Annotated in this window: 14 protein-coding genes; 3 read left to right on the top strand and 11 right to left on the bottom strand. The window is 37.7% G+C overall.

Translation table 11 applies throughout. The features are described from left to right. Nucleotides 1–6: 6 nt before the first annotated feature. From ftsY to map, 7 genes are all read right to left on the bottom strand, one after another. On the bottom strand, nt 7–966 hold the full coding sequence (gene ftsY / locus XYLOR_RS03055) for a signal recognition particle-docking protein FtsY (RefSeq protein ID WP_036876869.1): 960 nt from the start codon (nt 964–966) through the stop codon (nt 7–9). Nucleotides 967–1,158: 192 nt separating this feature from the next. After that, nucleotides 1,159–1,317: a DUF4295 domain-containing protein gene (locus tag XYLOR_RS13535; RefSeq protein ID WP_084608509.1), complete on the bottom strand. Its 159-nt coding sequence runs from the start codon at nt 1,315–1,317 to the stop codon at nt 1,159–1,161. Between the two features lie 23 nt (nt 1,318–1,340). Further along, complete coding sequence (gene rpmG, locus XYLOR_RS03050; RefSeq protein ID WP_036876867.1) at nt 1,341–1,529, bottom strand: 50S ribosomal protein L33; 189 nt, start codon at nt 1,527–1,529, stop codon at nt 1,341–1,343. A gap of 4 nt (nt 1,530–1,533) precedes the next feature. Then, nucleotides 1,534–1,797 (bottom strand): 50S ribosomal protein L28, encoded by a 264-nt coding sequence (gene rpmB / locus XYLOR_RS03045; RefSeq protein WP_036876866.1) that lies wholly within the window; start codon nt 1,795–1,797, stop codon nt 1,534–1,536. Nucleotides 1,798–1,921: 124 nt separating this feature from the next. Further along, nucleotides 1,922–2,434, bottom strand: coding sequence for a CinA family protein (locus tag XYLOR_RS03040; protein WP_036876865.1), 513 nt, complete (start codon nt 2,432–2,434; stop codon nt 1,922–1,924). Between the two features lie 14 nt (nt 2,435–2,448). Continuing rightward, the gene (gene tsaD / locus XYLOR_RS03035; RefSeq protein WP_036880580.1) at nt 2,449–3,480 is read right to left on the bottom strand and encodes a tRNA (adenosine(37)-N6)-threonylcarbamoyltransferase complex transferase subunit TsaD; all 1,032 of its coding nucleotides are present in this window, start codon (nt 3,478–3,480) and stop codon (nt 2,449–2,451) included. Between the two features lie 10 nt (nt 3,481–3,490). Further along, nucleotides 3,491–4,351 carry a type I methionyl aminopeptidase gene (gene map, locus XYLOR_RS03030; protein WP_036876864.1) on the bottom strand — a complete coding sequence of 287 codons (861 nt, stop codon included), beginning with the start codon at nt 4,349–4,351 and terminating at the stop codon, nt 3,491–3,493. Nucleotides 4,352–4,829: 478 nt separating this feature from the next. On the opposite strand from map, the gene rho reads away from it, so the two are divergent. Further along, complete coding sequence (gene rho, locus XYLOR_RS03025) at nt 4,830–6,836, top strand: transcription termination factor Rho (protein WP_036876863.1); 2,007 nt, start codon at nt 4,830–4,832, stop codon at nt 6,834–6,836. Nucleotides 6,837–6,955: 119 nt separating this feature from the next. Here rho and XYLOR_RS03020 read toward each other — a convergent pair whose 3' ends face one another. The 3 genes from XYLOR_RS03020 to XYLOR_RS03010 all read right to left on the bottom strand — a co-directional run bounded on the left by XYLOR_RS03020 (nt 6,956) and on the right by XYLOR_RS03010 (nt 9,575). Next, a complete protein-coding gene (locus XYLOR_RS03020) occupies nt 6,956–8,137 on the bottom strand; it encodes a hypothetical protein (RefSeq protein WP_036876861.1) in 1,182 nt (393 codons plus the stop codon). 221 nt (nt 8,138–8,358) lie between these two features. Then, complete coding sequence (locus XYLOR_RS03015) at nt 8,359–8,757, bottom strand: hypothetical protein (RefSeq protein ID WP_036876853.1); 399 nt, start codon at nt 8,755–8,757, stop codon at nt 8,359–8,361. A gap of 155 nt (nt 8,758–8,912) precedes the next feature. Next, entirely contained in the window at nt 8,913–9,575 is a 663-nt protein-coding gene (locus XYLOR_RS03010) for a YczE/YyaS/YitT family protein (protein WP_036876852.1), read from the bottom strand. Nucleotides 9,576–9,865: 290 nt separating this feature from the next. Between XYLOR_RS03010 and pflB the strand changes: the two genes are divergently transcribed. Both pflB and pflA read left to right on the top strand, forming a co-directional pair. Beyond that, complete coding sequence (gene pflB, locus XYLOR_RS03005) at nt 9,866–12,118, top strand: formate C-acetyltransferase (protein ID WP_036876851.1); 2,253 nt, start codon at nt 9,866–9,868, stop codon at nt 12,116–12,118. 6 nt (nt 12,119–12,124) lie between these two features. Then, entirely contained in the window at nt 12,125–12,853 is a 729-nt protein-coding gene (gene pflA / locus XYLOR_RS03000) for a pyruvate formate-lyase-activating protein (protein ID WP_036876849.1), read from the top strand. Nucleotides 12,854–12,888: 35 nt separating this feature from the next. Here pflA and XYLOR_RS02995 read toward each other — a convergent pair whose 3' ends face one another. After that, on the bottom strand, nt 12,889–13,506 hold the full coding sequence (locus XYLOR_RS02995) for a Crp/Fnr family transcriptional regulator (protein ID WP_036876848.1): 618 nt from the start codon (nt 13,504–13,506) through the stop codon (nt 12,889–12,891). Between the last annotated feature and the right edge of the window lie 114 nt (nt 13,507–13,620).

Below are 13,620 nucleotides of genomic sequence, written 5' to 3'. Positions count from 1 at the left end.
TCGCCGTTATTCATTAATACTGAATAAAGAATCAACAAACTGGCGTTTGTTAAATAACTGCAAGTCTTCCATACCTTCACCAAGTCCGATATACTTAACCGGCACCTTAAGTTGGTCGCTTATTCCAACAACCACGCCGCCCTTAGCCGTACCATCCAATTTAGTTATCGCCAGACTAGTTATCTGCGTTACTGCGGAGAATTGTTTAGCCTGTTCAAAAGCATTCTGGCCTGTACTGCCGTCAAGAATTAGCATAACTTCATCAGGAGCTTCAGGGAGCACCTTCTTCATCACATCCTTAATTTTCTTTAGTTCATTCATAAGTCCGACCTTGTTATGCAAACGTCCTGCAGTATCAATTATTACCACATCAGCGTCATTAGCTTTTGCAGAAGACAAGGCATCAAAAGCGACAGAAGCAGGATCAGACCCCATCTGCTGCTTTATTACAGGCACACCTACTCGCTCGCCCCATATACACAACTGTTCTACCGCAGCTGCGCGAAACGTATCAGCGGCACCAAGAAAAACTTTCTTTCCAGCTTTTTTGAATTGATATGCAAGTTTGCCTATAGTAGTAGTTTTACCAACTCCATTAACACCTACAACCAATATCACATAAGGCTTATGGTCACCTGGCAAATCCCAATTATCGTTATCATCTGTATTATTTTCAGACAGCAAAGCAGCTATCTCATCTCTTAGTATAGTATTAAGTTCAGAAGTACCAACATACTTGTCTCTAGCCACCCTTTCCTCTATTCTACCAATAATTTTCAGAGTAGTATCTACCCCAACATCAGATGTGATAAGTACCTCCTCCAAGTTATCTAACACATCATCATCCACCTTAGATTTACCGGCAATAGCACGTGTCAATTTATCAAAGACACTCTGCTTCGTTTTCTCCAGTCCCTTATCCAAAGTTTCCTTCTTTTGCTTATTAAAAAGTCCGAAAATTCCCATAAAAAGTTAATTACGCAAATACTCTATTATTTATGAGTGCAAACTTACACAAAAAAATCCGATTTAGCGAGTTTTTAATTAAAAAAGTTAAGTAAGGTCCTTAAATGAATAATGCCCAATTTGTTAGACTTTACAATAAAAAAATATGGTCACAACAAATGTTGTGACCATATCTAAATATTTTATTAAGAATTATTTCTTAAAGAAGTCCTGTACAGCCTCGTTAGGGACCATCTGCTCATCAAAAATATAAGCACCGGTCTTCGGGCTCTTTACCATTTTGATAACCTTTGTATAAGCGCGACCATCCTTTGAACCTTCATGGAGGGTAGCGACAACTTTCTTTGCCATTTCTTAGACTGTTTTATTCGTTATTACTTAATTTCCTTGTGGAGGGTCATTTTCTTCAGAATTGGATTGTATTTCATCAATTCCATTCTCTCTGGAGAATTTTTACGGTTTTTAGTCGTTACATAACGACTAGTTCCAGCCATTCCACTGTTTTTTATTTCAGTGCACTCCAATATGACTTGCACTCTATTACCTTTTGCTTTCTTTGCCATGGTATTAGTCTCCTATCACTTTAATGTCTTTCCACTCACAATAGCCATTAGAAACAGCTTTTTTCAGTGCGGCATCAAGACCTACTTTATTAATCAAACGTAGACCAGCAGCACTGATCTTCAAGCTAATCCAGCATCCTTCTTCTACATAGAAGAATTTTTTGCTGAACAGGTTTACATCAAAACTGCGCTTTGTGCGATGTTTTGAGTGGGAAACATTACAACCCATCTGGGCTTTTTTTCCTGTAATCTGACAAATCTTCGACATTACTATCTAAATTTTTTATTTTCTTTTAATACTTATTCCAAACAGGATGCAAAGGTACAAAGATAATTCGGAAAAAACAAATTATTTTTCTAAAAAACAGTACTTTTTTATATTTTTGTGCGTTTTAACCTTCAGAATCCTCTTTCTTGTAGTTTTCATCGAGGAATTTTAGGAACATCTGCAATGCTCTGTTGGTTGCAATAGCTAAATTTATATCGCGTCCGAAATCTTCTGTAAGTTTTTTCGTTACTATATTATCGGCTGTTCCACACGCCACCCATATTGTACCTACTGGTATACCATCTGTTGCTCCTCCTGGACCAGCTGTACCAGTTGCAGAAATAGCAAAATTTGTATTTAGCGTTTTTATAGCACCTTTTACCATTGCTATAGCTACATCCTCACATACGGCAGTTTTCTCCTCCAGCAGCTGATGATCCACATTAAGGAGTTCTTCTTTCACCTCGTTAGTGTAACATATTACGCCACCTTTAAAGTAAGTACTGCTTCCTGGGACTGATATTATCGACTCAGCTATTCTGCCCCCCGTGCAACTTTCGGCTGTAGACAGAGTCATACCTGATTCATATAATTTCTGTGAAATTTCACGACTTATAATTTTACTTTCGAATTCCATATTTTTTTTACTTTTTATTTAAAGGTTACCTTTGAAAACGCTGGCTTATCTATTGAACAGAAGTCACCATCGAGATATTTATAATAGCCTGTAATACCTATCATTGCAGCATTGTCTGTGGTATAACTAAATTTTGGTATATATATATTCCATCCATACTTTTCAGCATGTTCTCTGAAAGCATTTCTAAGTCCATTATTTGCACTTACACCTCCGGCAACAGCTACATGGTTAACGCCTGTCATCTTCACGGCCTTGCGCAATTTTTTCATCAGAATGTCAACTATTGTAAATTCAAGACTGGCTGCTAGGTCATTTTTATTATGTTCGATAAATCCAGCATCATCCTCTATCCATTTACGCAATGAATATAAGAACGATGTTTTCAATCCGCTGAAACTATAATTCAAATCAGGAATCTGTGGTTCTGCAAATTCAAATGCATGCGGATTACCTTGGCGTGCTAATTTATCAATTATAGGACCACCTGGATATCCCAATCCCATAACCTTAGAACATTTGTCTATAGCCTCACCTGCAGCATCATCAATAGTCTGTCCCAATACTTGCATGTCATTATATGCATTAACCTTAACTATCTGAGAATTACCACCGCTTACCAACAAACAGATGAAAGGTAATGGAGGTGCTGTTTTGTCATCATCACTCTCTTTTATGAAATGTGCCATAACATGCCCCTGGAGATGATTCACATCTATAAGGGGTATTCCTAGAGAACGGGCAAATCCCTTTGCGAAACTTACGCCCACAAGAAGTGAACCCATAAGTCCTGGTCCACGTGTAAAAGCGACAGCCGTCAACTGTTCTTTAGTGATACCAGCTCTTTTTATAGCCTGATCAACCACCGGAACAATATTCTCCTGGTGAGCTCTTGACGCCAATTCTGGAACCACACCACCGTAAGCCATGTGAACATCCTGACTAGCCGTAACATTACTCAAAAGCACACCATTAAGCAGTACTGCAGCAGAGGTATCGTCACAGCTACTCTCTATTCCTAATATATAAACATCTTTTGTTTCCATACTTTCTATTTTATTCTGTAAGAATTTCCAGGCCATGTTCTGTCATCACGAACGTATGCTCCCATTGTGCGCTAGGTTGCTCATCCGCAGAGATTACTTCCCATCCATATTTGTCATCTGCATCAATAAAGACTTTCCATGTACCCATATTTATCATTGGTTCTATTGTGAATACCATACCCGGGACAAGAAGCATACCTGTACCTTTGTGTCCATAATGCAAAACCTCAGGGTCCTCATGAAATTCAAGTCCAACCCCATGTCCACACAAATCCTTCACAACACCATAGTTATATTTTTCAGCATACTTTTCTATTGCATGCCCGATATCGCCAACAAAACTATATGGTTTTGCTGCCTCAGCACCTATTTCGAGACATTCTTTCGTTACACGTACCAACTGTTCCTTCTCAGGAGTCGTCTTTCCTATTATGAACATACGTGATGCATCGCTATAGTATCCATCCAAAATAGTAGACACATCAACATTTACGATATCACCTTCTTTAAGTACATCCTCCTCTTTAGGTATGCCATGACATACCACCTCGTTAATACTAGTGCATACACTTTTGGGATACCCCTCATAATTAAGAGGTGCCGGTATAGCGCCATGAGCCACAGTATAGTCATATACAATCTTATCAATTTCAAGAGTGTTCATGCCCTCATGTATCTGACTAGCCACTTCATCCAGAACGCCAGTGTTTACTATTCCGCTCTTTCTGATGCCTTCTATCTGCTCAGGAGTTTTTATCAATTCACGAGTTGGCACTAACTTGCCTTTATTCTCCCAATACATTACCTGTTTGTCCATTTCAGTCAGAGGCTGACCTGAAATAGCATGCCATCTTTTCTTATGAAAAATCATTATTAAAATTTTAATCGGTTGCAAAATTACAATTATTTCTTTAATTATGATATGATTTCACATTATTTTATTTCGTAATATTATTCTTAATACTCTATTTTTAAACATTCTATATTTTGTTTACTTCATCTAATCGTCCACTTTTATTATTACATCAAATTACCATGCGTTTCGATACATTCAATATTTTTTCTTTTTAAATTATTAACCTGTCCATATATCATTTTGATTTAATGTATGAAATAAAATAAATCAAGAACCAGCACTACTCATTATATAATATACTATTCAAGAAAGGCCTAACGGTAAAGAATAATACACATTATAACACACTGACAATAAAAAAAATAGTAAATATTTTGGTAATATGATTTTTTATCATTACCTTTGCAGCCGTTTTAATACAAAAACGACATACAAGACGTTTCCATCCGTGAAGCGTTATCACCAATTTTTAGATTTCATATATTCAATTTATATGTACAGTAAGGAAGATTTATTATCCAAAGATGTCTCCGATTTAGTAGACATCGCAAAGGACTTGGGCATTAAAGTAAGTACCAAAAATCCAAAAGAAGAAATAGTTTACGATATTTTAGATAAGCAGGCAGAAGAAGCAGGCAACAATAATCCTATGAATCCACGTCGAAAGCGTGCCCGCATAGCAAAGGCTGCAACCAACCGTGTCTACTCCGTAAACGGTAAGGAAGGTGAAAACTTCGACGTTAAGAAAAAGAAAGATATGACTAAAACTACGCCATCGTTATTCAACGATGAACCATTAAATAACTCCTTAGACGACAAAGCTGAAAGCGAAAAACTTTCAGTAGAGCCGACAGTAGCGCTACCTAAACACCGCGGACGCAAATCCAAAGCCGAAAAAGAGTTGCTTGCAGCTCAGGAAGCAGCACAAAAAGAGCATGAAGAGTTGGATAAAGCAGACAAACCAGCAAACATAAAGCCTGAATCAGAAATTATAACTGAAGAAGAAGCATATAATGATTCTGCAGCAGATGTCATTCCTGAAGCAGCTTTTGCAAAAGACGAAAGTGTTACAGCAGATGTAGACACAAGTGAGGAGAACGACCTCATAGCCCAATTACAAGCAAAGATAAATGCACACAACGTGCAGACAGCAGAACCTGTTGAGCCAACAGCGTCTGCAGAAGCCTCTGTAGATGGAATATGGGAAGGTGATCCGGGCGATGGCACAGACTTCATTACGGTTGTAGACCTGCCGATCTCAGATCAAGGAGCAATACCTACTACAGACATTTTTGATAATCCAACAATACCACAGCAGGCTGTTGCATCGTATCAGATACCACCATCTGCGCCATCAAGCCGCAAACCAACATACGATTTTACTGATATTGTATCTTCAAACGGAGTACTAGAGGTTATGCCTGATGGATATGGATTTTTACGTTCAAGTGATTACAATTACCTTTCATCTCCCGATGACGTATACGTATCAATATCACAAGTTAAAAAGTTCGGTCTTAAGACAGGTGATGTAATAGATGGAATGGTACGCCCCCCACACGATGGTGAAAAATATTTTCCGCTAACAAGCGTAAATAAAATAAATGGTCGTAATCCTGAAGAAGTAAGAGACCGTGTACCTTTCGAACATCTCACACCTCTCTTTCCTGAAGAAAAATTTACTCTCTGTGGTGATCGTGCCACTGCTAATGCCAGTGTACGCATTGTAGATCTTTTCTCACCTATCGGTAAAGGACAGCGTGCTCTTATCGTGGCCCAACCAAAAACAGGTAAAACTGTTCTTATGAAAGATATAGCCAATGCCATTGCTGCCAACCATCCAGAGGCATACCTCATGATGCTACTCATAGATGAGCGTCCTGAAGAGGTAACTGATATGGCCCGAACAGTCAATGCAGAGGTTATAGCCTCAACATTTGACGAACCTGCCGACCGTCATGTAAAAATAGCTGGTATTGTGCTGGAAAAAGCAAAACGTATGGTAGAATGTGGCCATGATGTTGTAATATTCCTCGATTCAATAACACGTCTTGCACGTGCATATAATACTGTAGCCCCGGCATCAGGCAAGGTTCTCACCGGAGGTGTAGACGCCAATGCTCTACAGAAGCCTAAACGTTTTTTCGGAGCAGCCCGCAATATTGAGGGTGGTGGTTCTCTTACCATTATAGCTACTGCTCTTATAGACACCGGTTCAAAGATGGACGAAGTTATCTTCGAAGAGTTCAAAGGAACCGGTAATATGGAGTTACAACTCGACCGTTCGCTAAGCAACAAACGTATTTTCCCAGCTGTAAACCTAGTCGCGTCAAGTACACGAAGAGACGATCTACTGCTTGACCGTCAGACCCTAGACCGTATGTGGATACTTCGTAAATTCATATCCGACATGAACCCAGTTGAAGCAATGAATACCATACATGATCGTCTGATACAAGCACGTTCTAATGAGGAATTCCTCGTATCAATCAATAGTTAGATTTTAATACTCTATATAAAACTTAAGAGGCATCCTTATTGGATGCCTCTCTAATTATTTGTAGTTCTATATTCTCGTTAATATAACGCAAAGACGGTATTAATTAACGATATTAACCATTAATGTTTAACAACCTTCTTGCCCCCTACTATGTATATACCTTTAGGTAAACTACCAAAATTAGAATAATCCTCAGATACGACCCTACCTTGAATATCAAAAACTTTCTTTAAACTGTGGTCATATTTAATTTTTGATATTGAACTCACATGATTGTCTATTAGATTCAACTTAGCATTTGATATATTCGAGTTGAAGTACCATCTATAAGGTTGTATTAACAATGGCTTTTCATTAGACTCTTTGCATTTCATAATGTCATTAACAGTTAATATATAACCGTTTTTTGCTTGCATAGATTTATAAACTCCAATGACATTACCATTATATTTTTGACCCGAACTAACAGGATGAATAGTTGTTGCATCTATTATGTATGGAGATACGTTGAATGATGAACCTTTTATTATATATGGAGTATTCGCATTCAACTTGTCTGAATTAATTTCAGTGAAATTTATTGTATTGCCTTCAACACACGAATATTCATAAGCAACAACATTATCGCCAAAAACTTTTTTATAATTTGGTACATCAAAAGGCAATATAAGTGTATTTTTCACATTATCCACAAAAGTTCTTTTAAGAACAACACTATCTACATCAAAAGATGAAAGATAAGATGGAAAATCTGAATTTTCGTCTAATGTCAATGTACTCAATTCGTAAATCTTTGGATACAAATATTCATATGGTTTAGCATGAGACGCCTTCTTTATAACCGATTCAGACACAAGACCATAATAGTTTCTATTCCGTAAAACGAAGACTAGATTAAGATTATCTGCGATGTGACTCTTTATATACTTATCATCTATCAGCCATTTTGAGGGTTCTACTCCATCAGGTTTATCTATTAGACTTATAGGAGAGTAAACTGTGGCATTTACATATGAGCCTCTGCATACGTTATACAAGTTCCAATATCCATCACCGGCATTTTTCAACTGAAATGTAAAATAATTATTAAAGTAATCATTGGAAGAAGGATCTGGTATACTGTAATAAACACCACTACGATAAAGATCATTTTTCATATGGTAGTATCGATTACCATACTCTGATATTATCAGATACACTCTTTGCTCATTGAGTGTACTTATTTGATCCACTTTTTTCCAGCAACCAGCTGACAATGATAAACTTATAGTTGCCAATAAAGGCAATAAATACTTTTTCATCTGTTTTTGTTTAAATTTAGAAATGCAAAGATAATATAAAATAATGAAATATACAAATTATATACAGGAGTATTCGGACTGTCATATGTGTTTTGCTTTCAGTAAACATTTAAAAGAATGAAAGCAAAACGCAAATAATTTCAAGCAATATACAAAAATATGATAGCTGATATCTTATGTATTCTGACTATAATGATATCTGAGTGTACAAATTTTTTACATTACAAACTAGCAGAAATAGTGTAAGTCATTTTGGCTTTAGGAGCAGTCGTAGTCACAGTCAATATATAAGTAACAGCAGTTGACGTCTTTGTCTGAGTAACACTAACCTGTCCATTCTTACTAGTAATTCCTGCAAAAACAAGCTTTTCTGTCGGTGAAATCCAAGCATAATCCAATCCTACGGAATTAGATGTATAAGAACTCCCCACCAGCACTAAAGGCGAATTCTTGTCTTCTGTAATTAAAAGACTACTGGGCGTAAGAGTATAATTTGTGTTATTTATTGTAATTTGTTCTATACCAAAAAGAGTGTTGTCCATAGAGAATGTCTCTTCTTTGTCTTTTTGACAAGAGAGAAGTAAAAAAACAGAGGCGATGAGTAATAGTATTTTTTTCATCTCTTAATTAGTTCATTTCTTAATTTTGTGGCAAAGATATACATAAGTTTCAAAATCACCAAATATATACTTCTATTACAGGCAAAATCTTTCACATCATTATATTACTTGTACAGATAATGTCAATATATTAGAAACAATAATTATGATAGTATTTATTTACGATTACGTATACGGTAATAATTATGTCTTGTAAGCAACTTCCGACTTATAAAAGTTACAATGGTACCTGTAATAAGAGCTGCGACAATAGTGCCTTCTCTTACACCCTCAATATGTTTTGACATAACTAGAGAGATTATAACAGCTAATATTACAAGAGCGATATCAAACTTTCGTTTAAGATTACCAAACTCTTTGTTATAACGATCTGATGCATACTTAACAAAGCCTTCTGCACTCATCATCACCACATTTGGTTTTACCTCAAGCACAACACCTGTAGCTTGAATAAGACATCCAATAAGCAAAAGAAAAATCGATGCAAAATAATTTGGAGGAATAATGCTGCTAGAAAAGTACATGTTGCTATCTATGAAAGCACAAAAGACAAAAGAAAACGGCAGTTGCAAAAGTATCTCCACAATTTTTTTTCTTGAAGACATTCCACGTATAAGCCAAAATTGACCTGCTATAAGAAAGATGTTCAGAATAAAGGTACATGTACCCAGAGATAAAGCTGTGTTAATACTCAGTACATAATTTACACTTGATATTGGTGTTGTGCCAAGAGCAGAACGAATTATCAATACTATACCCAAACTCAATAAATACAGGCCAGCTGTAAATATAAGATACCTTGCTAAAATTTTCTTCATTATTGTTATCCTTTTCGGTGTGCAAAGTTAATAAAAAAATATTAAAAACAGCAAACATTTCCTATTTTTATGGCAATTGGACAATATAATAAAGTACACTTCATAATATGCCACATCCCCTAATAAGAGATCAACAGAAACATTAATTTAAATTACGTACGTATATTTTTTGCGTATGTAAAAGAATATTAATACCTTTGCAGTCAATTCAAAAACGGGATAATAAAAACGAAAAAAAAGATAGTATGCGGAAACCCCGCTTTTTAATAATTTCACAAACTAAAATCAAGATGAACAAACAGGAATGGCAAGGGTTCGAAGGAACACTTTGGAGAGATGAGATTAACGTACGGGATTTTATTCAGAAAAACTACACAATCTACGATGGTGGTGAAGAGTTCTTGGAAGGACCTACAGCTGCTACAGACAAATTATGGGGAATGCTTCAAGACTTGCAAAAGCAAGAGCGTGCCAAAGGTGGAGTTCTGGATATGGAAACTAAAGTTGTATCAAGTCTTACATCTTACGGAGCTGCATATATAGGAAAGGACACAAAAGATTTAGAACAAATAGTAGGTCTGCAGACAGACAAACCGCTGAAACGTGCCTTTATGCCTTATGGCGGAATAAAGATGGCTGAACAAGCTTGTTCTACTTACGGATATACACCAGACCCTGAAATACACAAGATATTTACTGACTATCATAAGACTCATAATGAAGCCGTATTCGACGTTTATACTGACGAAATGAAAACGGTACGTCATAATCATATCCTTACCGGACTGCCAGACACATACGGACGCGGACGCATCGTAGGCGACTATAGACGTGTGGCTCTATATGGTATAGATTTCCTTATTGAAAAGAAGAAGGCTGATCACAAAAATTCAGGCAGCGGCACTATGAGTGACGAAGTTATAAGACTTCGTGAAGAGATAGCAATGCAGATTAAAGCCCTAAAGGGAATGAAAGAAATGGCTGCAAGCTATGGTTTTGATATTTCTAAACCTGCTACAACTGCTAAAGAGGCTGTTCAGTGGCTCTACTTCGGTTATCTGGCCGCTATCAAAACTCAGAACGGTGCAGCAATGTCGGTAGGACGTGTATCTACATTCCTTGATATATACATACAGAGGGATATGGAGAACGGAACACTCACAGAGGCACAGGCACAGGAACTGATCGACCACATGGTGATGAAATTCCGTATGGTTAAGTTTGCACGTATTCCTTCTTACAACGAACTTTTTTCGGGTGACCCTGTATGGGCTACTCTCGAAGTTGGAGGTATGGGACAGGATGGCAGGTCTATGGTAACTAAGAACGACTACCGTTTCTTGCATACACTTGAGAATATGGGACCTTCGCCAGAGCCAAACTTGACTGTTCTTTACAGTTCACGTCTACCTGAGGCTTTCAAAAAATACGCTGCAAAGATATCTGTAGTGACTAGCAGTATACAATATGAGAATGATGATGTTATGCGCCCTGTATGGGGAGATGATTACTCTATTTGCTGTTGCGTATCTGCTACACAGACAGGTAAGGAAATGCAGTTCTTCGGTGCACGTGCCAATCTTGCCAAATGTCTGCTTTACGCCATCAATGGTGGTGTTGATGCAAAAACACGCGAGCAGTGTGCTCCTGGCTTCAGACCTATTATCGGCGAAGTATTACAATATGATGAAGTAATGCCACGCTTTGACAAGATGATGGATTGGTTGGCTGGCATTTATGTCAACACCCTGAACCTGATACATTATATGCACGACAAGTATTTCTACGAAGCTGCCGAAATGGCTCTTATTGATACAGACGTAAGACGTACTTTTGCTACAGGTATCGCAGGTTTCTCTCATGTTGTCGACTCTCTTAGCGCTATAAAATATGCTCAGGTAAAACTGATAAGAGATGAAGAAGGCTTTATCGTTGACTATAAACCGGAGGGTGAATTCCCACGTTATGGTAATGATGATGATCGGGCTGATGATATCGCTGTATGGTTGCTAAAAACATTTATCACTAAGATAAAGAAGTTTAAGACATACCGCGACTCTGAACCTACAACAAGTATTCTTACTATCACTTCGAATATCGTTTATGGCAAGTATACGCCTAATTTACCTGACGGACGCCGTGGCGCTACCCCTCTTTCTCCCGGTGCAAATCCTTCTTACGGAGCTGAGAAAAACGGACTTTTAGCATCTCTAAACTCAGTAGCTAAACTTCCATACGAATATGCTCTTGACGGTATCTCTAATACACAGACGATAAGTCCTTCTGCTCTTGGTCATAATCAGGAGGAACAAATCGAGACTCTTACAGGAGTGTTAGACGGTTATTTTGATCGTGGTGCTCACCATCTCAATGTTAATGTATTCGGTGTAGACAAACTAATCGATGCAATGAACCATCCTGAGAAAGAGGAATATGCGAACTTTACAATACGTGTAAGCGGTTATGCTGTTAAGTTTATCGACCTGACCAAGGAACAGCAGATGGACGTTATTTCACGTCAGGCTCACGAGAAATTGGCATAACAAATTATGATAAAAGCAGCAGTACACTCAATAGAATCCTTCGGTTCGGTAGACGGACCGGGGATTAGATTTGTAATCTTCTTGAAGGGTTGCAACATGCGATGCAGATACTGCCACAATCCAGATACCTGGAAGATGACAACCGATGATATGCGAAGCGCTGACGAATTGCTGACGCAAGCTACACGATTCCATAGTTACTGGGGGAAGAAAGGTGGCATAACTGTAAGCGGAGGTGAAGCACTGCTGCAAATGGACTTTCTTATAGAACTTTTCTGTAAGGCTAAAGCTATGGGAATTAATACGGCTCTCGACACATCCGCACAACCGTTCGGACGTGTGGAGCCGTTCTTCTCTAAGTTTAAACAATTAATGCAATACACAGATCTTGTATTGCTTGATATAAAGCACATTGACAACGATGAGCACAAACAACTTACCGGTCATGGCAACGCAAATATTCTGGACTGTGCCAGATATCTCTCTGAAATTTCAAAACAGGTATGGATAAGACATGTGCTATTGCCGGGAGTAACTGACAAAGAGAGTGACCTATTGCGTCTGCACGATTTTTTATCTACACTTGACAATATTCAAAAGGTAGAAGTTCTGCCCTACCATACTCTTGGCGTATATAAGTGGGAACAACTTGGTATAAAATATACATTAAAAGGCGTTGAGCCTCCTTCAGCTGAAAGTATAAAGCGTGCAGAGCAGATTTTGAATGCAGAATAATAAAATAGCATGATATTTGCGTATTATCGCCTACCCTATTTTATTATTTTATAGTCTTTACCATCTGCAACGATGCTGCCTTCAGCTATAAGTTCGCTTATTGCACGGGCAAGTGACGGACGGGCCACACCGAGAATCTGTGACACTTGCTGTTGAGAGCCGATATATTTATGGGCTTTGATATAATTGAGCAAACGCGGTTTGAGATTCTGAAGTGCAAACTGATTCAGTCGGTCTGACAGCAACTGACTACGATTTGATACTACCATTATGAAATTGAGCATGGCATCTGGATACTGATGTAAAAAATCAAGGAACACTTCTTTATTGATAAGGATAACCTCACTGTTGGTTATTACTTCTACATTTACAGGAAACTTATTATTCTTGGCAAACACAAAAGCAGGAGAAAGGAGTAAAGGGGCATCAAGTACTTCTATCGTGATTTGCTTGCCTTCTTCATTTACCATCTGGGTTAACACCTGCCCCTCTGTAAGCAAGTATATTGAACGGCATTCATCACCCTGAAAGGCTATAAAAGAACCCGGACTGTAATTGCGACGACCGTTCCTTGGTGACAATAGCAGAGGTAAGACTTCTCTTTCTGTCATGCCCTTGAAAAAGGGAGCTTGCAAAATATAATCGATATTCATGATTTTTTTATTTATTTATCAGTCTGTGTAACATAAGTGACAGTTTTGACTCTTACATAGCCCTACCTTTGCAACATAATTTTTCACAAAAGTAATAATAAACAAATTAAAAAA

Origin of the sequence: Xylanibacter oryzae DSM 17970 (assembly GCF_000585355.1) — a bacterium.
GTDB classification, from domain to species: Bacteria; Bacteroidota; Bacteroidia; order Bacteroidales; family Bacteroidaceae; genus Prevotella; species Prevotella oryzae.
The sequence above is the reverse complement of the archived record's forward strand: the minus strand, read 5'-3'. Positions and strand labels throughout refer to the sequence as shown.

Bases quoted from the DNA above. Each gene is read 5' to 3' on its own strand.
- ftsY (WP_036876869.1), bottom strand. From the start codon at position 966: ATGGGAATTTTCGGACTTTTTAATAAGCAAAAGAAGGAAACTTTGGAT.
- XYLOR_RS13535 (WP_084608509.1), bottom strand. From the start codon at position 1,317: ATGGCAAAGAAAGTTGTCGCTACCCTCCATGAAGGTTCAAAGGATGGT.
- rpmG (WP_036876867.1), bottom strand. From the start codon at position 1,529: ATGGCAAAGAAAGCAAAAGGTAATAGAGTGCAAGTCATATTGGAGTGC.
- rpmB (WP_036876866.1), bottom strand. From the start codon at position 1,797: ATGTCGAAGATTTGTCAGATTACAGGAAAAAAAGCCCAGATGGGTTGT.
- XYLOR_RS03040 (WP_036876865.1), bottom strand. From the start codon at position 2,434: ATGGAATTCGAAAGTAAAATTATAAGTCGTGAAATTTCACAGAAATTA.
- tsaD (WP_036880580.1), bottom strand. From the start codon at position 3,480: ATGGAAACAAAAGATGTTTATATATTAGGAATAGAGAGTAGCTGTGAC.
- map (WP_036876864.1), bottom strand. From the start codon at position 4,351: ATGATTTTTCATAAGAAAAGATGGCATGCTATTTCAGGTCAGCCTCTG.
- rho (WP_036876863.1), top strand. From the start codon at position 4,830: ATGTACAGTAAGGAAGATTTATTATCCAAAGATGTCTCCGATTTAGTA.
- XYLOR_RS03020 (WP_036876861.1), bottom strand. From the start codon at position 8,137: ATGAAAAAGTATTTATTGCCTTTATTGGCAACTATAAGTTTATCATTG.
- XYLOR_RS03015 (WP_036876853.1), bottom strand. From the start codon at position 8,757: ATGAAAAAAATACTATTACTCATCGCCTCTGTTTTTTTACTTCTCTCT.
- XYLOR_RS03010 (WP_036876852.1), bottom strand. From the start codon at position 9,575: ATGAAGAAAATTTTAGCAAGGTATCTTATATTTACAGCTGGCCTGTAT.
- pflB (WP_036876851.1), top strand. From the start codon at position 9,866: ATGAACAAACAGGAATGGCAAGGGTTCGAAGGAACACTTTGGAGAGAT.
- pflA (WP_036876849.1), top strand. From the start codon at position 12,125: ATGATAAAAGCAGCAGTACACTCAATAGAATCCTTCGGTTCGGTAGAC.
- XYLOR_RS02995 (WP_036876848.1), bottom strand. From the start codon at position 13,506: ATGAATATCGATTATATTTTGCAAGCTCCCTTTTTCAAGGGCATGACA.